This is a genomic window from Streptomyces sp. NPDC005803 (genome assembly GCF_040630435.1).
In the GTDB taxonomy this organism is placed as follows: Bacteria; Actinomycetota; Actinomycetes; order Streptomycetales; family Streptomycetaceae; genus Streptomyces.
Map to the genome: position 1 here is coordinate 247,689 of NZ_JBEXXO010000001.1, position 21,853 is coordinate 269,541.

At 72.5% G+C, this 21,853-nt stretch carries 16 protein-coding genes; 7 read left to right on the plus strand and 9 right to left on the minus strand.

Translation table 11 applies throughout. The features are described 5' to 3' along the window. Nucleotides 1-102 precede the first annotated feature (102 nt). A complete protein-coding gene (locus ABZ454_RS01155; RefSeq protein WP_356323353.1) occupies nucleotides 103-927 on the minus strand; it encodes a L,D-transpeptidase family protein in 825 nt (274 codons plus the stop codon). 328 nt (nucleotides 928-1,255) lie between these two features. Further along, nucleotides 1,256-3,040: an aspartate--tRNA ligase gene (gene aspS / locus ABZ454_RS01160; protein WP_359535465.1), complete on the minus strand. Its 1,785-nt coding sequence runs from the start codon at nucleotides 3,038-3,040 to the stop codon at nucleotides 1,256-1,258. 150 nt (nucleotides 3,041-3,190) lie between these two features. On the opposite strand from aspS, the gene ABZ454_RS01165 reads away from it, so the two are divergent. Beyond that, nucleotides 3,191-5,290: a SpoIIE family protein phosphatase gene (locus ABZ454_RS01165; protein WP_359535467.1), complete on the plus strand. Its 2,100-nt coding sequence runs from the start codon at nucleotides 3,191-3,193 to the stop codon at nucleotides 5,288-5,290. 97 nt (nucleotides 5,291-5,387) lie between these two features. On the opposite strand, the gene ABZ454_RS01170 is transcribed toward ABZ454_RS01165, so the two are convergent. From ABZ454_RS01170 to ABZ454_RS01180, 3 genes are all read right to left on the minus strand, one after another. Then, nucleotides 5,388-6,476 carry an AI-2E family transporter gene (locus ABZ454_RS01170; protein ID WP_359535470.1) on the minus strand — a complete coding sequence of 363 codons (1,089 nt, stop codon included), beginning with the start codon at nucleotides 6,474-6,476 and terminating at the stop codon, nucleotides 5,388-5,390. A gap of 84 nt (nucleotides 6,477-6,560) precedes the next feature. Next, on the minus strand, nucleotides 6,561-7,517 hold the full coding sequence (locus tag ABZ454_RS01175; protein ID WP_356323361.1) for a pirin family protein: 957 nt from the start codon (nucleotides 7,515-7,517) through the stop codon (nucleotides 6,561-6,563). Nucleotides 7,518-7,668: 151 nt separating this feature from the next. After that, the gene (locus ABZ454_RS01180; protein WP_136207169.1) at nucleotides 7,669-8,109 is read right to left on the minus strand and encodes an SseB family protein; all 441 of its coding nucleotides are present in this window, start codon (nucleotides 8,107-8,109) and stop codon (nucleotides 7,669-7,671) included. A gap of 205 nt (nucleotides 8,110-8,314) precedes the next feature. Between ABZ454_RS01180 and ABZ454_RS01185 the strand changes: the two genes are divergently transcribed. The 4 genes from ABZ454_RS01185 (at nucleotide 8,315) to ABZ454_RS01200 (ending at nucleotide 15,083) form a co-directional block, all read left to right on the plus strand. Then, on the plus strand, nucleotides 8,315-10,141 hold the full coding sequence (locus ABZ454_RS01185; protein WP_356323363.1) for an acyl-CoA dehydrogenase: 1,827 nt from the start codon (nucleotides 8,315-8,317) through the stop codon (nucleotides 10,139-10,141). Between the two features lie 283 nt (nucleotides 10,142-10,424). After that, complete coding sequence (locus ABZ454_RS01190) at nucleotides 10,425-11,723, plus strand: M18 family aminopeptidase (RefSeq protein WP_356323365.1); 1,299 nt, start codon at nucleotides 10,425-10,427, stop codon at nucleotides 11,721-11,723. A 90-nt stretch (nucleotides 11,724-11,813) separates the two neighbouring features. Beyond that, a complete protein-coding gene (locus ABZ454_RS01195) occupies nucleotides 11,814-12,032 on the plus strand; it encodes a DUF6458 family protein (RefSeq protein WP_359535474.1) in 219 nt (72 codons plus the stop codon). Nucleotides 12,033-12,155: 123 nt separating this feature from the next. Then, nucleotides 12,156-15,083: a BTAD domain-containing putative transcriptional regulator gene (locus ABZ454_RS01200; protein WP_359535476.1), complete on the plus strand. Its 2,928-nt coding sequence runs from the start codon at nucleotides 12,156-12,158 to the stop codon at nucleotides 15,081-15,083. A 215-nt stretch (nucleotides 15,084-15,298) separates the two neighbouring features. On the opposite strand, the gene ABZ454_RS01205 is transcribed toward ABZ454_RS01200, so the two are convergent. Next, nucleotides 15,299-17,110, minus strand: a complete 1,812-nt coding sequence (locus ABZ454_RS01205; protein WP_359535477.1) for an NHL domain-containing thioredoxin family protein — start codon at nucleotides 17,108-17,110, stop codon at nucleotides 15,299-15,301. Between the two features lie 64 nt (nucleotides 17,111-17,174). On the opposite strand from ABZ454_RS01205, the gene ABZ454_RS01210 reads away from it, so the two are divergent. Continuing rightward, the gene (locus ABZ454_RS01210; protein WP_356323374.1) at nucleotides 17,175-17,666 is read left to right on the plus strand and encodes an LURP-one-related family protein; all 492 of its coding nucleotides are present in this window, start codon (nucleotides 17,175-17,177) and stop codon (nucleotides 17,664-17,666) included. Nucleotides 17,667-17,729: 63 nt separating this feature from the next. On the opposite strand, the gene ABZ454_RS01215 is transcribed toward ABZ454_RS01210, so the two are convergent. Then, the gene (locus tag ABZ454_RS01215) at nucleotides 17,730-18,530 is read right to left on the minus strand and encodes a carbon-nitrogen family hydrolase (protein ID WP_359535481.1); all 801 of its coding nucleotides are present in this window, start codon (nucleotides 18,528-18,530) and stop codon (nucleotides 17,730-17,732) included. Nucleotides 18,531-18,706: 176 nt separating this feature from the next. Between ABZ454_RS01215 and ABZ454_RS01220 the strand changes: the two genes are divergently transcribed. After that, nucleotides 18,707-19,531 carry a maleylpyruvate isomerase family mycothiol-dependent enzyme gene (locus tag ABZ454_RS01220; RefSeq protein ID WP_356323378.1) on the plus strand — a complete coding sequence of 275 codons (825 nt, stop codon included), beginning with the start codon at nucleotides 18,707-18,709 and terminating at the stop codon, nucleotides 19,529-19,531. A gap of 55 nt (nucleotides 19,532-19,586) precedes the next feature. Here ABZ454_RS01220 and ABZ454_RS01225 read toward each other — a convergent pair whose 3' ends face one another. Together ABZ454_RS01225 and ABZ454_RS01230 are read right to left on the minus strand one after the other, a co-directional pair. Then, the gene (locus tag ABZ454_RS01225; RefSeq protein WP_359535484.1) at nucleotides 19,587-20,897 is read right to left on the minus strand and encodes an MFS transporter; all 1,311 of its coding nucleotides are present in this window, start codon (nucleotides 20,895-20,897) and stop codon (nucleotides 19,587-19,589) included. Then, entirely contained in the window at nucleotides 20,894-21,568 is a 675-nt protein-coding gene (locus ABZ454_RS01230) for a GntR family transcriptional regulator (RefSeq protein WP_359535485.1), read from the minus strand. The genes ABZ454_RS01225 and ABZ454_RS01230 overlap by 4 nt, the downstream gene beginning before the upstream one ends. Nucleotides 21,569-21,853 lie beyond the last annotated feature (285 nt).

Genomic DNA, 21,853 nt, shown 5'->3' on the forward strand with positions numbered 1-21,853 from the left:
GGGGCGGGACCCGCGTAGCGGGTCCGCGTACGGCGAAGGGGCGGGACCGCGCGACGGTCCCGCCCCTTCCGCGTGTCCCGCGCCGGCCGGACGCGCGGTCGCTCACCGGCTGAGCGACGCCGCGTCCCCCATCACGATGACGGGCTCCCTCGCCGGGTCGAGCACTCCCAGCAGCTCCTTCATCCGGTCCTCGGTGATCGAGACGCAGCCCTGGGTGGGGCCGCCGTGGTCGACGTGGATCCAGATGCCACCGCCGCGCTCCTCGCCGAGGGGGCGGGTGTGGTCCAGCGGGGAGGTGCCGGGGACGCGGTTGTAGTCGATGGCGATGACGTAGTCGAAGGAGCCCTCCAGCGGTTCCCCGCGGAAGCCCTCCCCCTCCACCTTGAAGTCCGGGCTGAGGTCGTACGGGAAGGCCGTGGCCGGCGGCTCGAGGCGGCCGCCCGCCGCGGTCAGGGTGAAGACGCCGACGGGCGAGCGCAGATCCCCCTCCCAGTGCTCGGCCGTCCAGCCGTTGAGGGCGTTGTGGGCGGGCCAGGGAGCCAGAGCGGCCCGCCAGCCCGTGGCGGGGTCGTCCCGGGTGTAGAGCACGGCGGTGGAGCGGTTGGAGTCCGGGGACCGGCCGGTGACGACGAACGCCTGGCGGGTCCCGGCCGGAATCCGTGCCCGGGTCTGCGGCCCCAGCCCCGGGATCTCCCGCGGCGGGGCGGGCGGTGAGGGGGCCGGCGGCACGGCGGCCCGGGCCCGCGCGGGTGCGTCGGCTGCCCCGGGCGGTCCCGCCACGCCGCGGGCGCCCGTGGCCTTCGTGGTGGCGCCGCTCCCGTCCATGCCGGCGAGGGAGCCGGCCCCGCACCCGGCCAGCAGCAGCAGGAGGGCGGCGCAGACGACGAACGGCAGGCGCAGCGGAACGCGCGATCGGGGCACGGGCACGGAGGGCTCCTCAGCGGTAGGTGGCCGGGTGCGGGCTCTGCGGACCCGGGCCCGGGTCCGCTGTGCGCCAGGGTCGGCCCAGGCAGTCTTTGCCGCAGTCGAAGCCCGCCAATCCGGCACTGCCGCCATCCGGGTCTCACCGTTCGGGTGATTCGTCTACTTGTATGCGCGCGGCCCTGTGTGCGCGCCTCCGGGCATCGCGGCGGGACGCGACGCGAGCCGCACTTCCCGCCCCACCGGGGGCCCCGGACGTGAAAGAGCCCCCGGCCGGTGGGCCAGGGGCTGTTTCACGTGAAACCCGGTGGAGCGCGCCGGTGAGCGCGTCGGGCTACTTCTCGGAGGCGTCCTTCGAGGAGGCGACCGGCTTGCGGAGCTGGATGTTCAGCTCGCGCAGCCGGGTCTCGTCCAGCTCGCTCGGGGCGCCCATCATCAGGTCCTGGGCGTTGCCGTTGAGCGGGAAGGCGATCGTCTCGCGGATGTTGGGCTCGTCGGCCAGCAGCATCACGATGCGGTCGACGCCCGGGGCGATGCCGCCGTGCGGCGGGGCGCCCAGGCGGAACGCGCGCAGCATGCCCGCGAACTCCCGCTCGACGGTCTCCGCCTCGTAACCGGCGATCTCGAAGGCCTTCAGCATGACCTCGGGCTCGTGGTTACGGATGGCGCCGGAGGACAGCTCGATGCCGTTGCAGACGATGTCGTACTGCCACGCCAGGATGTCGAGCGGGTCCTTCTCCTCCAGGTCCTTCATGCCGCCCTGGGGCATGGAGAACGGGTTGTGCGAGAAGTCGATCTTGCCGGTGTCCTCGTCCTTCTCGTACATCGGGAAGTCGACGATCCAGCAGAAGCGGAAGACGCCCTCCTCGAAGTGGCCGGCGCGCTTGGCGGCCTCGACGCGGACGACGGACATGATCTTGGAGACCTCGTCGAACTCGCCCGCGCCGAAGAAGACGGCGTGGCCGGGCACGAGGGACAGACGCTCGGTGAGGCTCTTGACGTCCGCCTCGGTGAGGAACTTGGCGATCGGGCCCGCCAGCGTGCCGTCCTCGCCGACGCGGACCCAGGCGAGGCCCTTGGCGCCGTGCTCGACCGCGTACGCACCGAGGCCGTCGAAGAACTTCCGCGACTGGCCCGCGGTGTCCGGCACCGGGAGGGCGCGGACGTGCTTGCCGGCGAAGGCCTTGAACTCCGAGTCCGCGAAGACGTCGGAGATGTCGACCAGCTCCAGCTTGGCCCGCAGGTCCGGCTTGTCGTTGCCGTACTTCAGCATCGACTCGCGGAACGGGATGCGGGGGAACGGGGAGGTGACGTGGCGGCCGTTGCCGAACTCCTCGAAGAGCTCGATCATGAGCTTCTCGATCGGCTGGAAGACGTCCTCCTGCTCGACGAACGACATCTCGACGTCGAGCTGGTAGAACTCGCCGGGCGAACGGTCGGCGCGGGCGTCCTCGTCGCGGAAGCACGGCGCGATCTGGAAGTAGCGGTCGAAGCCGGAGATCATCAGCAGCTGCTTGAACTGCTGCGGCGCCTGGGGCAGGGCGTAGAACTTGCCCGGGTTCAGGCGGGACGGGACCACGAAGTCACGGGCGCCCTCGGGGGAGGTCGCGGCGAGGATCGGGGTCGCCATCTCGTTGAAGCCGAGGGCCACCATCTTGGAGCGGATGGAGGCGATGACGGACGAGCGCAGCATGATGTTGCGGTGCATGCGCTCGCGGCGCAGGTCGAGGAAGCGGTACTCCAGGCGCCGCTCCTCGTTGACCCCGTCCTCCGCGTTGATCGTGAAGGGCAGCGGGGCGGCCTGGCCCAGCACCTCGACCTCGGTCACCTCGATCTCGATCTCGCCGGTCGGCAGCTCCGGGTTGACGTTGTCGGCGCCGCGGGCGGAGACCTTGCCGTCGATCCGTACGACGGTCTCCTTCGTCAGCTTCGCCAGGGCGTCGTTGCCGGGGGTGCCGGGACGGGCGACGAGCTGCACCAGACCGTAGTGGTCGCGCAGATCGATGAAGAGGATGCCACCCAGGTCTCGGCGATTGTGCAGCCAGCCGCTCAGCCGGACGTCGGTGCCGACGTCAGAGGCGCGGAGCTCGCCGCAGGTGTGGGACCTGTACCGATGCATCGTCGTTCATCCAGTCTTCGCGGTTGGGGATGATTCAGCACCCCAGGCTACCGCCCGCGACCGGACCGCTTCATTGTCATGCTCCGCAGCAAGATCGTCAGCGGGCCGTCGGCGCTGCCCCGTGAATACTGATCGGTCTAAAGTGGGGCAATGCGCACCGAGGATGTTCTGGCCGCCCTCGCGACCGGCCTGTGGCGCTGGGACAACGGAGCCGGCACCGTCACGCTCGACGCCGAGGCGGCCCGGCTGCTGGAGCTGCCCGCCGAGCACAGCGTCTTCCGCGAGTCGGAGGTGCGCTCGCGCTTCCACCCCGTCGACTGGAACGAGATCAACGGGGTGGTGAACCTCGCGGTGGCCGAGGGGACACTCGCCGAGGCCCGGCTGCGGATCGTGGACGAGGGCGGACGGGTGCTGCGGACCGTACGCAGCCGGTCCCGGCCGATCCTGCCCGAGGTGGGCTCCGAGTCGGGATACGTGCTGGTCGGCACGGTGCAGGAGGTCGCCGAACCGCAGCCCGGCACCACCGGGGCGCACACCCCGATCACCGGCGACTGGCGGCGGTCGCGCGAGGCGTTCCTGCTCGACGCGGGCCGCGCCCTGGCGGAGGCCCGCTCGACGGCGGAGGTGCTGCGGGTGGCGTCCTCGCTCTCCATGCCCGGGTTCTCGCCGGACGGTCTCGCGGTCTTCGGGGTCGAGGGCGAACGGCTGACGATCATCGGGCACCACGGGCACGCCATGGGCGACGAGGGCCCGTTCAGCGAGATGCCGCTGGAGACCGACTACCCGGCGGCGGAGGTCGTACGGACCGGACGGGCGGTCTACATCCCGACGGCCGACGACTACCGCGACCGCTACCCGGCCACCTGGCCGCTGGCCCGGCGGTTCGGGCGCCGTTCCTGGGCCTTCCTGCCGCTGATCGTGGCGGGACGCACGATGGGGACCTGGATGGCCGGGTTCCGGCATCCGGTGGCGTTCTCGCCGGACGAGCGGTCGGTGCTGACGACCGTGGCCCGGATGCTCGCCCAGGCGCTCGCCAGGGCGGGGGTCGCCGAGACGGAGCGCGAGCTGTCGCTGGGGCTCCAGCGCTCGATGATGCCGTCCCTGGGACCCGACATCCCCGGCATGACGGTGGCCGCCCGCTACGTCCCCACCGGGGGCGGCCTCCAGGTCGGCGGCGACTGGTACGACATGATCCCGCTCCCCAACGGCCGCATCGCCCTCGTCATCGGCGACGTCCAGGGGCATGACGTGCGGGCCGCGGGGCTGATGGGCCAGTTGCGGATCGCCCTGCGCGCGTACGCCTCCGAGGGGCACCGCCCGGACGCGGTGCTCTCGCGCGCCTCGCGCTTCCTGTCCGGGCTCACCGAAGCCCACGAGGACGGCGAGCAGCCGGGGGTGCGCTTCGCGACCTGTCTGTACGCGGAGGCGGACCCGGGCACCGGCACCCTCGACATCGCGCGGGCCGGCCACCCCGATCCCGTGGTGATGACCGGCGACGGGACCGCCGTCATCCGCCGGACCGAGGGCGGGCTGCCGCTCGGCATCGAGGCCGACGCGGACTATCCGACGACCCGGATCACGCTGGAGGCCGGAGAAACGATCATGCTGTGCACGGACGGGCTGATCGAGACCGGCGGGCACGACCTGGCCACCGGCTGGGTCCGGCTCCGGCCGGTCCTGGAGCGGCACACCGGCGATCTGGAGAAGCTCGCCGACGCGCTGGTAGAGGCGGTCCACGGTCCGGCCTCGCACTACACGACCGGGCCGCTCGCCGACCGGCGCGAGGACGACATCGCCGTCCTGCTGCTGCGGCGCGAGGCCTCCACGGCGCACCCGCCCGCGCCCCGGCGGACCGCGCTGACCATCGCCCAGGCCGAGCCGGAGCGGATCGCCGCGGCCCGGACGCTGCTGCGCGAGATCCTGCACGACTGGGCGGACCCGGAGCAGGTCGACTCGGCCGTGCTGATGGTGTCCGAGATGGCCACGAACGTGCTGGTCCACACGGACGGCGACGCGTTCATGGTCGCGGAGGCGACCGGTGAGCACGGCGAGCGGCGGCTGCGGGTAGAGGTGGCCGACGGCAGCGACGAACTGCCGCACAAGCGGCGGCCCGGCGAGATGGCGTCCAGCGGCCGGGGCCTGGTCCTGATGGAGGTGCTCGCCGACGCGTGGGGGGTGGATCCGCGGGGCGAGGGAAAGTCGATCTGGTTCGAGCTGTACGAGTCGGCGGACCCGGAGCCGCGACCGTAGCGCCGCGCCCGGGGCGAGGCGTCGCGGGCGGACGCCGGACGGTACGCAGGGCGGGCCCGGGCGGGAACGCCGTGGTCCCGGGGCGTGGGGCGCGTGCTCAGGGGCCGGGCTGTCCCGGCGGCGTGTCGGAGGCGGGGTCCACGGGCGGCAGGTGGCCCTCGCGCAGTTCGCCGAGGATGCCGAAGGCCGCCGCGCACACCGGGACCGCGAGCAGCATCCCCAGCAGGCCCGCCACGCTCGCCCCCGCCGTCAGCGCGATCATGATCGTGGCGGGGTGCATCTGGACCGTACGGCTCTGGATGACCGGCTGCAGGATGTGGCCCTCCAGCAGCTGCACGGCGAACACGACCCCGAGTACCCAGAGCGCGATCACGAAGCCCCGGTCCGCGAGCGCCACCAGGACCGCCACGGCACCCGAGATGAAGGCGCCGAGGTACGGGATGTAGGCGCCGACCAGGACCAGCGCGCCCAGCCCCACCGCGCCGGGCACCCGCAGGATCAGCAGGCCGGTCGTGATGCAGACCGCGTCGATGAGCGCGATGAGCGTCGTCCCGCGCATGAAGCCCTCGACGGCCTCGAACGCCCGCCGGCCCATCGCCTCGATCAGGTCGCCGGCTCCGCGCGGCGCGATGCGGTGCGCGAGGTGCGCGGCCCGGTCGGAGTCGCGCAGGAAGAAGAAGGTCAGCAGGAGCGCGAGCACGCTCGTGGCGATCAGCGATCCGACCAGGCTGAGGCCGGTCAGGAGCCCGCCCGCGGCGCTCGCGCCGAACTTGTCGACGAGCTTCTTGCCGTTCGCGGCCAGATCGTCCACGTTCGTGTTCCCCGCGACCCCGAAGTGGTCGGCGACCCACTGACCGGCGTCCTTCAGCGACCGGACGATCTGGTCCCCGGTGTCGATGAGCGCGGTGACCACGATGTATCCGGCGCCGCCGACCACCGCGACGAGGAGGACGCAGGTGAACCCGGCGGCCACCGAGCGGTTCACCCCGTGCGCGGTCAGCCGGCGGTGGACCGGGCCGAGCAGCGCCGTACCGAGCAGCGCGAGCAGCACGGGGGTGACGGCGGTCTTGAGGGCGACGCAGAGCCAGATGACCACGGCGGCGACACCGGTGACCAGCAAAAGGACGCCGCACCAGGCGGCCAGGCGACGCGCACCGGCGGGCAGGAGGGGCTTCTGGGTCTGCACCCTCCCACCCGATCACGCGGCGGGGGCGGTGTCCCGCCCGTGCCGCCGTACGAGCGACGGCCCGTCATACGGCGGCTGCGCGGCTCACATTCCGTGGACGGCGGGCACGGTGCCGAGGCGGCCGGCCTGGAAGTCCTCGAAGGCCTGCTTCAGTTCGGCCTGGCTGTTCATCACGAACGGCCCGTAGTGCGCCATCGGCTCCCGGATGGGACGGCCGCCGAGCAGCACGACCTCCAGGTCCGGGGTGTTGCCGTCCTGCTTCTCGTCCGCGCGGACGGTCAGCGAGGAGCCGGCGCCGAACACGGCGGTCTGGCCCTTGTGGACGGGACGGCGCTCCTCGCCGACGGAGCCGCGGCCGGCGAGCACGTACGCGAGGCCGTTGAAGTCCTCGCGCCACGGCAGCGTCACCTCGGCGCCGGGGCGCACGGTGGCGTGGATCATCGTGATGGGGGTGTGGGTGACGCCCGGGCCCTCGTGGCCGTCGAGCTCGCCGGCGATCACCCGGAGCAGCGCGCCGCCGTCCGGGGAGGCGAGCAGCTGGACCTGGCCGCCTCGGATGTCCTGGTAGCGCGGGGCCATCATCTTGTCGGCCTTGGGCAGGTTCACCCAGAGCTGGAGGCCGTGGAAGAGGCCGCCCGACATGACGAGGGACTCCGGCGGGGCCTCGATGTGCAGCAGCCCGGACCCGGCGGTCATCCACTGGGTGTCGCCGTTCTGGATGGTGCCGCCGCCACCGTTGGAGTCCTGGTGGACGAAGGTGCCGTCGATCAGGTAGGTCACGGTCTCGAAGCCGCGGTGGGGGTGCCACGGGGTGCCCTTCGGCTCTCCGGCGGCGTACTCCACCTCACCCATCTGGTCCATCATGATGAACGGGTCGAGGTGCCGGTAGTTGATCCCCGCGAAGGCGCGGCGGACCGGGAAGCCCTCACCCTCGAACCCGGTCGGCGCCGTGGTCACGGTGAGTACGGGACGGGCCGTGGCGTCGCCGGCGGCGGCCACCTTGGGCAGGGTCAGCGGGTTTTCGACGGTCACTGCGGGCATGGGAGCCACCTCCGGGGGACTGTTCTGGAATCAATTTAGTTGAATGGTGAACATCTTGCAAGGCGTCATCCATTCCCGCACCGTTCCCGACAGCCGGAAGGGGCCCGTACCGAGCGGTACGGGCCCCTTCCGGGCGGGTCGGCCGACGGCCTCAGCCGTACATGCGGCGCATGGCGAAGTCGACCATCTGCTCGACGGCCTTGGCGTCGAAGACCATGCGGTGCTCGCCCTCCATGTCCAGGACGAAGCCGTAGCCCGTCGGCAGCAGGTCGATCACCTCGGCCCCGGTGATCACGAAGTACTTGGACTCCTTGCCCGCGTACAGCCTCAGCTCCTTGAGCGTGGTGAACATCGGGATCACGGGCTGCTGGGTGTTGTGCAGCGCGAGGAATCCCGGATTGTCGCCGCGCGGGCAGTAGACCTTCGACGTCGCGAAGATCTGCTGGAAGTCCTCGGCGGACAGGGAGCCGGTGGTGAACGCCCGTACCGCGTCGCCCAGCGAGGGCGGCGAGGGTTCGGGATACAGCGGCTGCTCGCCGTAGCCGCCACCCATCGGCTGCTGTGCGCCCTGGTTCTGGTCGTAGCCGTACATGGGGCAAAGAGTAATCGGACACATCTGCCCGTTGAGGGGTTGCGTCTTATTACTGACGGGTAGCATCATCGGACAGGTCAGCTGACACGTCCGGGTCCTGCCAGGTCCCCGGCGGCGCGGCAGACCGGTATCCGCCAGCCCGTCGCCCGATCTCACCCCTCCACGGGGCGCTGCGCGCCACTGCTATTGATTACGGAGCCTTCCCATGGGGCACTACAAGTCGAATCTCCGCGACATCGAGTTCAACCTCTTCGAGGTCCTCGGGCGCGACAAGCTGTACGGCACCGGACCGTTCGCGGAGATGGACGTCGAGACCGCGAAGAGCATCCTCGACGAGGTCGCCCGCCTCGCGGAGAACGAGCTCGCCGACTCCTACGCCGACGCCGACCGCAACCCGCCGGTCTTCGACCCGGAGACCAACACGGCACCGGTCCCGGACACCTTCAAGAAGTCCTACCAGGCCTTCATGGACTCCGAGTACTGGCGCCTGGGCCTGCCCGAGGAGATCGGCGGCACCACGTCGCCGCGCTCCCTGATCTGGGGCTACGCGGAGCTGCTGCTCGGCGCCAACCCGGCCGTGTGGATGTACTCCTCCGGCCCGGCGTTCGCCGGCATCCTCTTCGACGAGGGCAACGAGGCGCAGAAGAAGATCGCCGAGATCGCCGTCGAGAAGCAGTGGGGCTCGACGATGGTGCTGACCGAGCCGGACGCCGGCTCCGACGTCGGCGCCGGCCGCACGAAGGCCGTCGAGCAGGAGGACGGCTCCTGGCACATCGAGGGCGTGAAGCGCTTCATCACCTCGGGCGAGCACGACATGTCCGAGAACATCCTCCACTACGTGCTGGCGCGCCCCGAGGGCGCGGGCCCCGGCACCAAGGGCCTCTCCCTCTTCATGGTCCCGAAGTTCCACTTCGACTGGACCACCGGCGAGCTGGCCGAGCGCAACGGCGTGTACGCGACCAACGTCGAGCACAAGATGGGCCTCAAGGCGTCCAACACCTGCGAGATGACGTTCGGCGACCGGCACCCCGCCAAGGGCTGGCTGGTCGGCGACAAGCACGACGGCATCCGCCAGATGTTCCGCATCATCGAGTTCGCCCGCATGATGGTCGGCACGAAGGCCATCGCCACGCTCTCCACGGGCTACCTCAACGCGCTGGAGTACGCCAAGGAGCGCGTCCAGGGAACCGACCTGTCGCAGTTCATGGACAAGACGGCCCCCAAGGTCACCATCACGCACCACCCCGACGTGCGCCGCTCGCTCATGACGCAGAAGGCGTACGCCGAGGGCATGCGCTCGCTCGTGCTGTACACCGCCTCCGTCCAGGACGCGATCCAGGAGAAGGAAGCCGCGGGCGAGGACGCGAAGGCGCTGCACGGTCTCAACGACCTGCTGCTCCCGATCGTGAAGGGCTACGGCTCGGAGAAGTCGTACGAGCAGCTGGCGCAGTCGCTCCAGACGTTCGGCGGCTCCGGGTACCTCCAGGAGTACCCGATCGAGCAGTACATCCGCGACGCCAAGATCGACACCCTCTACGAGGGCACGACGGCCATCCAGGGCCAGGACTTCTTCTTCCGGAAGATCGTCCGTGACCAGGGCGCCTCGCTCAACGCGCTCTCCGAGGAGATCAAGAAGTTCCTCGCGGGCGCCCAGGACCACGAGGAGCTGGCCGGTGCGCTGGACCACCTCGCGAAGGCGGCCGTGGACCTGGAGGCGATCGTCGGCACGATGATCACCGACCTCACCGCGACCGGCGAGGACGTCAAGAACATCTACAAGGTCGGCCTCAACTCGACCCGTCTGCTGCTGGCCTCCGGTGACGTCGTCGTCGGTTACCTGCTGCTCAGGGGCGCGGCCGTGGCCGCCGAGAAGCTGCCGACCGCCGCCCCGAAGGACGTCGCCTTCTACCAGGGCAAGATCGCCGCCGCGAAGTTCTTCGCCGCGAACATCCTGCCGGGCGTCGGCGCGGAGCGCGCGCTCGCCGAGGCCGTCGACAACTCCCTGATGGAGCTGGACGAGGCCGCGTTCTAAGGCCCTTCGCGACCTGAATCGCCGGCACGCACCGCCACCCGGGCACGCTTCGGGTGGCGGTGCTGTCGTAGGGGCCGGGGCCGCTAGGACGACGCGCCGGGGTCCCGCTCGTGGAAGGACGGCGACCGCCGGCGGCCACGGCGATGTCCGCCGCACGGGCCCCGCGGGCGCGGAGCGGCGAGGAGCCGTCCGCGGCACTGCCCGGGTGTGGCCGCATGCGGCCGCGGGGCTCCCGGGGGGCGACGGTGAATCTCCCGGCCCGCGCCTGGTTACAGTGAAGAACATGAGTTCCTCCCTCCTCTTCGACCGCGGCCACACCGACGACCTGATGGCCTTCCTGATGTCCGCTCCCTCGCCGTACCACGCTGTGGCGAGCGCCGCGGCGAGGCTGGAGAAGGCCGGTTTCCGGCAGGTCGAGGAGACGGCGGCCTGGGACGGAACCACCGGCGGGAAGTACGTCGTGCGCGGCGGCGCGATCGTGGCCTGGTACGTGCCGGAGGGCGCCGCCGCGCACACCCCGTTCCGGATCGTCGGCGCGCACACCGACTCGCCGAACCTGCGGGTGAAGCCGCTGCCCGACACCGGCGCCTACGGCTGGCGGCAGATCGCCGTGGAGATCTACGGCGGCACCCTCCTCAACACCTGGCTGGACCGCGACCTCGGCCTCGCGGGCCGGATCACGCTGCGCGACGGCACGCACCGGCTGGTCGACATCGACCGGCCGCTGCTGCGCGTGCCGCAGCTGGCCGTGCACCTGGACCGGTCGGCCAACACCGACGGGCTCAAGCTCGACCGTCAGAAGCACATGCAGCCGCTCTGGGGCCTCGGCGACGTCGAGGAGGGCGACCTCATCCGCTTCGTCGCCGGGGAGGCGGGGGTCGACGCCGAGGACATCGCGGGCTGGGACCTCATGCCGCACCCCGTCGAGGCGCCGTCCTACCTGGGCCGCGACCGCGAGCTGGTGGCCGGTCCGCGCATGGACAACCTGCTGTCGGTGCACGCGGCGACCGCGGCGCTCGCCGCCGTCGCCGGACAGCCCGACTCCGAGCTCCCCTACATCCCGGTGCTGGCCGCCTTCGACCACGAGGAGAACGGCTCGCAGTCCGACACCGGCGCGGACGGCCCGCTGCTCGGCACGGTCCTGGAGCGCTCGGTGTTCGCCCGCGGCGGTACGTACGAGGACCGTGCGCGCGCCTTCGCCGGCACCGTCTGCCTCTCCTCGGACACCGGACACGCGATCCACCCCAACTACGCGGAGCGCCACGACCCGACGCACCACCCGGTCGTCAACGGCGGGCCGATCCTCAAGGTCAACGTCAACATGCGGTACGCCACCGACGGCGGCGGCCGGGCCGTGTTCGCCGCGGCGTGCGAGAAGGCGGGCGTGCCGTGGCAGACGTTCGTCTCCAACAACTCCATGCCGTGCGGCACGACGATCGGCCCGATCACCGCCGCCCGGCACGGCATCCAGACGATCGACATCGGCGTGGCCATCCTGTCCATGCACAGCGCGCGCGAGCTGTGCGGAGCCGACGACCCGCACCTGCTGGCGACCGCGCTGGCGTCGTTCCTGGCGGGCTGAGCCGCCGGACGCCCATGCATGTACGCCGCCGGGCCGGGTACGCGCTCCGTACACGGCCCGGAGTTCCCGGGCCTCAGGGAGGCGGAACTCATGGGACTCGGAGGGTGCATTCTCCTCATCGGTGCAGGGGCGATTCTCGCCTTCGCGACCGACTGGCACATGGACACCGTCAACGTCGGCATGGTCGGCTGGATCATGATGGTCGTCGGCGTCATCGGCGTCTTCGTCTACGCGAGCGTCATGCGCAGGCGACGCATGGTCGTGCCGCCCACCACCACCGTGGTGTCCGACGACGAACGGCGGCTGTGACCTGAGCGGGCGCGCCCCGCCCACCGGGCGCACCCCTTCGCCGGCACCTCGCAATCCCCGATATTCTGGGCACTTGTCCGTGACCCGGCACCGGGCGCACCCGACCCGGAAGGGGAGCCGCTCGTGGAGTTCCGGTTGCTCGGCACGGTTTGCGTCGACACGCTGACCGGGCCGCTGCCGCTCGGCCCCGCCAAGCGCCGCAGCCTGCTCGCCGCACTGCTGCTGCGCGCCAACACGCCCGTCTCGATGGCCCGGTTGACGGACTGCCTGTGGGACGACTCCCCGCCCCTGCACGCCCGCACCGTCATCCAGGGCCATGTCTCCCGGCTGCGCGCCCTGTTGATGGGTGCGGACGCGGAGGCGTACGGGGTCGAGCTGGCCACGCTCGGCGACGCGTACGTGCTGCGGGCGCCGGAGACCCTGCTGGACTCCCAGCGGTTCGAGGAACTGCTGATGCTGGCCCGGGAGCAGCGCAGCCCGGCCGACACGGTGCTCATGCTGAAGGAGGCCCTGTCGCTGTGGCAGGGGCCCGCGCTCACCGGTACGTACGCCAGCGCACCCCTCCAGGCGGCCGCGCAGGCGCTGGAGGAGTCCCGGCTGGCGACGGTCGAGCAACTGGCGCGGGCCTACGCCGTGCTGGGGGAGCACCACCGCGCGGCGGCGGTGCTGCGGGCGGAGGCCGTCGCCCATCCGATGCGGGAGTCGCTGGCGGCCGCCCTGATGACGGCGCTGTACCGGTCGGGGCGTCAGTCCGAGGCGCTGGACTGGTTCCACCGCACCCGGCGGCTGCTCGCCGACGAGCTGGGCATCGACCCGGGGCGCGAGCTGGCCGACGCGTACGCGCAGATCCTGCGCGGCGATCCGGACCCCGCGGGTGACCGCTCCCCGGCCGAGCCGGGAGCCACCGGACGCGGGGGCCAGACCCTGGCCGGTCCCCGCCCGGCGCCCGGGGCGGAGGCCCCGCAGCCGTCCCCGGCCCACGGCGGACCCGGCCCGCACGGCGTGGCCGGCGCCGCCGCCCCGCCCCATCCGGCTGGGGGCGCCGGAACCGTCCAGGTGCTCGCCGGGGTGAGTGCCGCCGCGCCGCCCCGCTCCCCCCGCGTCCCACCGCCGCCGCACCCGGGCGCCGGGGCGCACCCCACCGACCTCCTGCCACGCGCTCCCCGGGGCTTCCACGGGCGCGGCCCCGAACTCGTCGCGCTCTCCCGGGCCGCGGCGGGCGAGGCCCCCGTCTGCCTGGTCACCGGCCCTGCCGGAGTGGGCAAGACCGCGCTGGCCCTGCACTGGGCCCGCCGGTCCCCCGCCGCCTTCCCGGACGGGCGGCTCTACGCCGACCTGCGCGGCTTCAGCGACACCGGCGAGCCGACCCCTCTCGAAGTCCTGCGCGAGTTCCTGCTCGCACTCGGCGTCGCGCCCCGGCGGGTCCCGGAGTCCGTCGCCGGCGCCGCGGCGCTGTTCCGCTCGCTGACCGACCGGCTCAGCCTGCTCGTCGTCCTCGACAACGCCCGGGACTCCGCCCAGGTCAGGCAGCTGCTGCCGGGCGGCACGGACTGCGTCACGCTGATCACCAGCCGGCACCGGCTGGAGGGGCTCATCGCCTCCGACGCCGCGGTGCCCGTCCCGCTGGACGTGCTCGAACCGCCGGACGGCACCGCGCTCCTGGCCGGGGTGCTGGGCGAGGAGCGGGTCGCCGCCGAACCGGTGGCGGCGCGGCGGCTCGCCGAGCTCTGCGGCGGACTGCCCCTCGCCCTGCGGGTGACGGCGGCCCGGCTGGCGGGCCGCCCGCAGTGGACGCTCGCCGGCCTGGCGGACGAACTGGCCGACGAGCGCAGCCGGTTGTCGTACCTCGCGGTGGAGGACACCGGGGTCTCCGCCGCGCTGCGGCTGACCGTGCAGCAGCTGCCGCCGGACGCCGTCCACCACTTCGCCCGGCTCGGCCACCACCCGGGCAGCCGCTTCGACCCGTACACGGCCGCCGCCCTCGCCGGCAGCGACCCTGTCGTCGCCGAGGCCGCGCTGGAGCGGCTCGCCGCCGCCCACCTGGTCACCGAGGCCGGACCCGGGCGCTGGATACTGCACGATCTGGTGCGGCTCTACGCCCGCGGGCTCGACCCCGAGGCCGGAACCGCCGCGCTCACCGGCGTGCTCGACCACTACATCGCCACCGCGCTCGCCGCCGCGGACACCGCCGAACCCGGGGGTGAGCCCTGTTTCGTCCTGCCGGACGGCTTTTGCCGGCCCGCCGCCGTGCGGGACTTCACCGACCGGGCCGCGGCGATGGACTGGCTGGCGGCCGAGCGCGACGACCTCGCCCTGGCCGCCGCCGCCGCCCGCGCCGCCGGACTGGAGGACCGGGCCTGGCGGATCATCCTGCTCCAGTGGCCCCACGTGGTGTGGCGGGCGCGGGACGGCTGGGTCCCGATGCTGGAACTGGCCCTGGCCGCGACGGCCGCGCGCAGGGATCCGTACGCCGAGTCCCGGGTGCGCAATCTGCTGGGCTGGGTGCTGTCGGAAGAGGGCAGGACCGCGGAGGCCGCGGCCCTGCTGGAGCCCTCGCCGGGACTGGCCCGACAGGCGGGGGACCGGCTCGGTGAGGCGACGGCGCTGGTCAACCTGGCCATCGTCCAGGCCGAACAGGGCGGTCTCGACGTGGCGCTGGAGGGCTGCGGCCGGGCCCTGGAGCTGGCCAGGAAGGAAGCCGACCCGCACACCGGGATGCTCGCTCTCCAGCACCTCGCCCGGATGCAACTGGCCGCGGGGCGCCCCCAGGACGCCCTGGACTCCGCCCGTGCGGCCTTCGATCTGGGCCCGGAGCACGAGGAGGCCGGCCGCCGGGTGCTGCTGACGACCGTGAGCGGCGAGGCGCAGCTCGCCCTGGGCGCGGAGGACGAAGGCGTCCGGCTGCTGGATCTGGCGGCCACGGAGGCCGAGCGCGTCGGCTACGACGAGGGCGCGGTACGGGCCCTGGAGGCCCTGCTGCGGGTGACCGCGGCGCCGGATTACGTGCGGCGGTACGAGGAAGCGGTCCGGCGGCTCGCCGACGACGGGTGAACCCGGGCGGGGCGGGCGCCGGAGCCGGCCGCGCCCCGGCCGGCTCCCCGCTTCGGAGACGGGCGGCGCACGTCACCCCGCGCCGGGGCCGCCACCGGGCGGGGCCGGCGCGGGGTGATCGCGTGGCACCCGGGGCCGCCCCCGCCCGCCCCGCCCCGCCGCGTCCGCGCTCGCAGCGGCGGTCGGGGGGCGGCCGGGAGTCACCCGTCGGCCTCTCAGCCCTGCTCGTCCATCCCGGCGAGCACCAGCGGCAGCCGCGAGGCCCCGTCGGCGGTCACCGTGACGGGGACGCCCCAGTCCTGCTGGTGGACGTGGCAGGCCGGGTACTCGTTCGCCGGGTCGTCGTCGCAGGACGCGGCCATCGCGGACACGTGCAGGACGCCCTCGGTGACGCCGTCGGCGAGGACCAGGTCGCGGAAGAGGTCGGTGCCCGCCCCTTCGCCCCCGGCCAGCAGCTCCGGCGGGGTCGAGGAGACCAGCAGCCGGGTGGAGGGCCCGTACCGGGTGTCCAGCTTCTGACCGGCGGGCGCCTGGAAGACGACGTCGAGCCGGAGCGTGCCCGGGGCGATCCCGGTCGCCGCGCGCTGGGTCCGGTGCGCCTGGTCCGCGACCCGTACCGCCTCCTCGGGCAGCCGCAGCCGGGTCAGCCGGTGCCGGGCGGACTCGACGACCACGAGATCGCCGTCGACGAGCACGGCGTCACTGGGCTCGCGCAGATCCGTGGCGAGGGTGGTGACCTCGTCGCTCACCGGGTCGTAGCGGCGCAGGGCGTGGTTGTACGTGTCGCAGACGGCGACGGACCCGTCGGGCAGGGCGGTGACGCCCAGCGGGTGCTGGAGCAGTGCCTGTCCGGCGGCCCCGTCGCGGTGGCCGAAGTCGAAGAGCCCGGTGCCGACGGCGGTGTGCACGACGCCCTGGCGGTCGACGTAACGCAGTGCGGACGTCTCCGAGTCGGCGACCCACAGGCGCTCCTGCGTCGCCGCGAGCCCGGACGGCTGGGCGAACCAGGCCTCCGCACCCGGACCGTCGACGAGTCCTTCGTTGGTGGTGCCGGCCGCGACCCGGACGGTGCCGTCCTCGGGGTCGTACGTCCACAGCTGGTGCACGCCCGCCATGGCGATCCACAGCCGGCCGTCGAACCAGGCGACGTCCCACGGCGAGGAGAGGTCGACCTCGTGGCCGGCGCCACTGGTGGGCGCGCCCTGCCACCACTGGCGGCCGGTGCCCGCGAGCGTGGTGGTCAGACCGGTCGTGAGGTCGAGTGCGCGGATCGCGTGGTTGACCGTGTCGGCGACGGCGATCCGCCCGTCGGGCAGCAGCGCCAGCCCCTGCGGCTCGCTGAACCTGACCTCCCTGGGGCCGCCGTCCACGAGCCCGCGCTCGCCGGACCCGAAGTGGCGGCGGACGCTCTCACCGTCCGCGTCCAGCTCGACCAGGCGGTGGCGGGTGGTGTCGGAGACCAGGAAGCCCCCGTCGGCCAGCAGCAGGGCCTTGCCGGGGAACCGCAGATGCGTGGCCACCGGCTCGGGCGCCACGTACGGGCCGTCGCCGCGGCGCAGGGTGCCCTTCGCCGCGTGCTCGGCCTCCAGCTCCTCGACCAGCTTCTCTATGGCGTGGGCGTGGCCCTCGCCGGCGTGCTGCGCGACGACATAGCCCTCGGGGTCCACGACGACGAGCGTCGGCCAGGCGCGTACGGCGTACTGCTTCCAGGTGGCGAGCTCGGGGTCGTCGAGCACCGGGTGGTGGACCTCGTACCGCTCGACGGCGTCGACGACGGCCTGGTGCTCCGCCTCGTGGACGAACTTCGGCGAGTGCACGCCGATTATCACCACGGTGTCGCGGTGCTTCTCCTCCAGCTCGCGCAGCTCATCGAGGACATGCAGACAGTTCACACAGCAGAACGTCCAAAAGTCCAGAATCACAATGCGTCCTCGCAGGTCAGCGAGGGTGTACTGCCGGTCGCCTGTATTGAGCCAGCCGCCCTTGCCGATCAGTTCGGGGGCCCTGACGCGCGCACGTGTTGCCATGTGAAGAGTCAACAGCACCGTGGCGTTCCCACATTCCACCGGGGGCTCGGGGAACCTGTGAGCCATGAGACTTCTCGTGCGTGAGCGCCTGTTCGGCATCGGTGACGACTACTGGATCGAGGACGCGGACGGCCGCAAGGTCTTCCTCGTCGACGGCAAGGCCATGCGGATGCGTGACACCTTCGAGCTGAAGGACGCGGAGGGCCGGATCGTCGTCGAGATCAAGCAGAAGCTGCTCAGCCTGCGCGACACGATGCTGATCGAGCGGGACGGCGAGCAGCTCGCGAAGGTCAAGCGGAAGCGGCTGTCGCTGCTGCGCAACCACTACCGGGTGACGCTGGTGGACGGGACCGAGCTTGATGTCAGCGGCAAGATCCTGGACCGCGAGTTCGCGGTGGACTACGACGGGGAGCTGCTGGCCCAGATCTCGCGCCGCTGGCTGACCGTCCGGGACACGTACGGGATCGACATCGTGCGCGAGGACGCCGATGCGGGGCTGCTGATCGCGGTGGCGGTGTGCGTGATCGTGCTGGCGGAGAAGGAGCACGAGGACTGAGGAGCGACGGAGGACCGAGGAGTGACGGCCGCTGTTTCACGTGAAACAGGGGCCGCCTTCGGGTCAGCCCGGGATCGACGGTGGGACGAGCCCCAGTCGGCGGTCCTTGAGCGCGGGAAACTGCTCCCGGGTGGTGGCGACCCTGGCCGGGTCGAACTCCACGGTCAGCACCTCCTCGTCCGCGCCCGCCTCCGCGAGCACCTCCCCCCAGGGGTCGACGACGATGCTGTGCCCCGCCTGGGGGACGCCGGCGTGGGTGCCGGAGGAGCCGACGGCCAGCACGTACGCCTGGTTCTCCACGGCCCGGGCCTGGGCGAGCAGCGTCCAGTGGGCGCGGCGGCGCTCCGGCCAGCCGGCCGCGACCACCAGGGTCTCGGCGCCCGCGTCGACCAGGCCGCGGAACATCTCGGGGAAGCGCAGGTCGTAGCAGGTGGCGAGGCCGAGCGTGGTCTGCGGCAGGGCCAGCGTCACCAGCGTCTCGCCGGCGCCCATCATGACCGCCTCGCCCCTGTCGAACCCGAAGCGGTGGATCTTGCGGTACGCGGCGGCCCGCTCGCCCTCGGGCGTGAAGACGAGCGTGGTGTTGTAGAGGGTGCCGTCGGCGGCCCGCTCGACGAAGGACCCCGCGTGCAGCCAGACCCCGGCCTCGGCGGCGGCCTTGGCCATCACCTCGTGCGTGGGGCCGTGCAGCGGTTCGGCCTCGTCCTCGAAGGCCGTGTAGGCGAAGGCCCCGACCGGCCAGAGTTCGGGCAGGACCACCAGGTCCGCGCCCCGCTGGGCCACGACGAGTGAAGCCGCGCGTTCCCTGCGGGTGTTGACGGATTCGTCCGGGTCTACTGCGATCTGGATGAGGGAGGCGCGCACACTACCACCGTCCTGGCATTCGAGCCGTCAACACGGGCCTACGATCGTCACACGAAAGCACTGCCGGGGTGCCTGCCCGCAGCGTAACTTAGCCACCGAACCTCATCGCCGCTCGCAGCCCGCCGTCCGCGCCCAGCTCTCCAGCCCATGCACCGCAGAACCGCACGAGGGGTCCCGTGACCGTCCATCCCAGCCTCCAGACCTACGCCGACGCCTGGACCCACTCCATCGAGTCGATAGCCGAGCTGGTGAACCCGCTCACCGAGGGGGAGTGGAACGGCCGCACGCCCTGCCCCAACTGGTCGGTCCGCGACATCGTCTCGCACATCATCGGCATGGAGTGCGAGCAGCTCGGCGACCCGCGCCCCATCCACACACTGCCGCGCGATCTCTTCCACGTGCAGAGCGACATCGCCCGCTACATGGAGATGCAGGTCGACGTGCGCCGGCACCACACCGCGCCGGAGATGACGTCCGAGCTGGAGTACACGATCATCCGCCGGTCCCGTCAGCTGCGCAACGAGACGCGCGACCCGGAGACCATGACGCGGGCGCCGCTCGGCGCGGAGCAGACCCTCGAAGTGGCGCTGCGGATGCGCGCCTTCGACGTCTGGGTGCACGAGCAGGATCTGCGGACGGCGCTGGGCAAGCCCGGCAACCTGGATTCCCCCGGAGCCGCGATCGTCCGGGACACGCTGCTCCTGGCGCTGCCGAAGGTCGTGGCCAAGGACGCGGGCGCCCCGCCCAACTCGGCGGTCGTGCTGGATGTGCACGGGCCGGTGGAGTTCCTGCGCACGGTCAGGGTCGACGCCGACGGGCGCGGTTCGGTCGACGGTGCGCCGTCGCTGGGCCCCGCGGTCACCCTGGCGATGGACTGGGAGACGTACGTCCGCCTCGCCTGCGGACGGGTGCGGCCGAACGCGGTGGCGGACCGGATCAAGGCCGAGGGCGATCAGGACCTGGCCGCGGCCATCCTGGGGAGCTTCGCCGTCACCCCGTGACCCCCGCGCACGGCGGCGCCCGCCCCCGCGGGGGACGGGCGGCGCCGCCGAGCGGTCACACCGGCACGTGCACGGCCTCCACGCGGCTGATCACGTGGTGCTCCCGCTCCCGGTGCGCGGCCCTCGTGCGCAGCCGCAGGATCTGTACGACGCCGAGCGCCTCCAGGACGAAGACCGAGGCGAAGGCGATGCGGTAGTTGTCGCCCGTCGCGTCCAGCAGCACACCGACGGCGAACAGCGTGGTCATGGAGGCGACGAAACCGCCCATGTTGACGATGCCCGACGCGGTGCCCTGGCGCTCCGGCGGGTTGGCCGGACGGGCGAAGTCGAAGCCGATCATCGAGGCGGGCCCGCAGGCGCCGAGCACCACGCACAGGGTGATCAGCAGCCACATCGGCGCGTGCTCCCCGGGGTGCAGGATGGCCGACGCCCACAGCAGGGCCGTCATCGCGACCGTGCCCAGCGCGAGCGGGATCCGGGCCGCGTGGTGGCGGGCGATGACCTGCCCGTAGACCAGGCCGACCGCCATGTTGGAGAGCACCACCAGGGTGAGCAGCTCCCCCGCCGTCCCCCGGCTCAGCCCCTGGTCCTCCACCAGGAACGGCAGGCCCCACAGCAGCAGGAACACCATGGCCGGGAACTGCGTCGTGAAGTGCACCCACATCCCGAGCCGGGTGCCGGGCTCCCGCCAGGCGGCGGCGATCTGCTTGCGCACGTACGTCGCACCGGCGTGCTCGGCGGGCGGCGGCTCGAACCCCTCGGGGTGGTCCTTGAGGAAGAGCAGGAGCAGCACCAGCACCAGCACCCCGGCCAGCGAGCTGCCGACGAAGGTGGTGGTCCAGCCGAAGCCGTGCAGGGACCGGGCGATGACCAGTGTCGAGACCAGGTTGCCCGCCATGCCGAAGAGGGCGGCGACCTGTCCGATCAGCGGGCCGCGCCGGGCGGGGAACCAGCGCGCCCCCAGCCGCAGCACGCTGATGAACGTCATCGCGTCGCCGCAGCCCAGCAGGGCGCGGGAGGCCAGCGCGGTGCCGTACGTAGGGGAGAGCGCGAAGCCGAGCTGCCCGAGGGTGAACAGGGTGGCGCCGAGGGCGAGCACCTTCTTGGTGCCCAGCCGGTCGACCATCAGGCCGACCGGTATCTGCATCCCGGCGTAGACGAGCAGCTGGAGGATGGAGAACGTGGAGAGCGCCGAGGCGTTGACGTCGAAGCGGTCGGCCGCGTCGAGCCCGGCGACGCCGAGGCTGGTGCGGAAGATGATCGCGACGAAGTAGACGGCGACACCGATGCCCCAGACCCGGGCGGCGCGCCGGCCGCCGGGCGGGTCACCGGGCAGGGACAGGGTGGGGGAAGCGGCGGAACTCACCGGTCCTCCCCCCTGACCAGCACCTTGACCCGGCTGACGTGGCGGCGCACGACGTGCGCGGCGCCGTCCGCGTCACCGGCCCTGATCGCCTCCAGCAGCTCACCGTGCTCGGTGATGTTGGCGGCGATCCTGCCCGGGTGGGCCTCCATGACGGCCACGCCCATCCGCAACTGACGGTCGCGCAGCTGGTCGTAGAGGCGGGACAGGATCTCGTTGCCCGCGTGGCGGACGATCTCGGCGTGGAAGCAGCGGTCCTTCACCGCGACGGCGGCCAGATCGCCGGCCTCGGACATCTGCCGCTGCTCCTCCAGCAGCTCTTCCAGCCGGGCGATCAGCTTCGCCGACGCGGGCACGGCCCTGCGCACGGCGAACTCCTCGACGAGCAGCCGGGTCTCCACGACGTCGGCGATCTCCTGCGCGGAGACGGCGAGCACCAGGGCGCCCTTCTTCGGGTAGAGCTTGATCAGCCCCTCGACCTCCAGGCGCAGCAGCGCCTCGCGCACGGGCGTGCGGGACACCCCCACGGCCTCGGCGAGGTCTCCCTCGGTCAGGAGCGTCCCGCCCTCGTAGCGGCGGTCCAGGACCGCGTCCTTGATGTGCGTGTAGACGCGCTCGGCGGCGGGTGGCCGCTTGACGGGCGGGCGGACGGGGGACGCGGCTGGGGCAGGCATGAGCACAGCATAGATACAACATGCGCACATGAGGGAAAGCGTCCGGAATCTGGACCGGTCCGTAGCGGGACAGGGGGTCAGGCGGCAGCACCCGCCCCTGTCGCCGGCGGGCAGGGCGGCAGCACCGAGCCGGGCTGCGTGCGGTGAGGGCGTCCCCGGCCTCGGCGCCGCGCTGGTGCCGGATCCGACGATGCCCCGGACGGCCTCGTCCCGGCATCCGGGGCGAAACCCCGGTCGAGCGGGGCCATTGCGGGGCGGCACTGCGGCACCGGGCGACGAACTGGA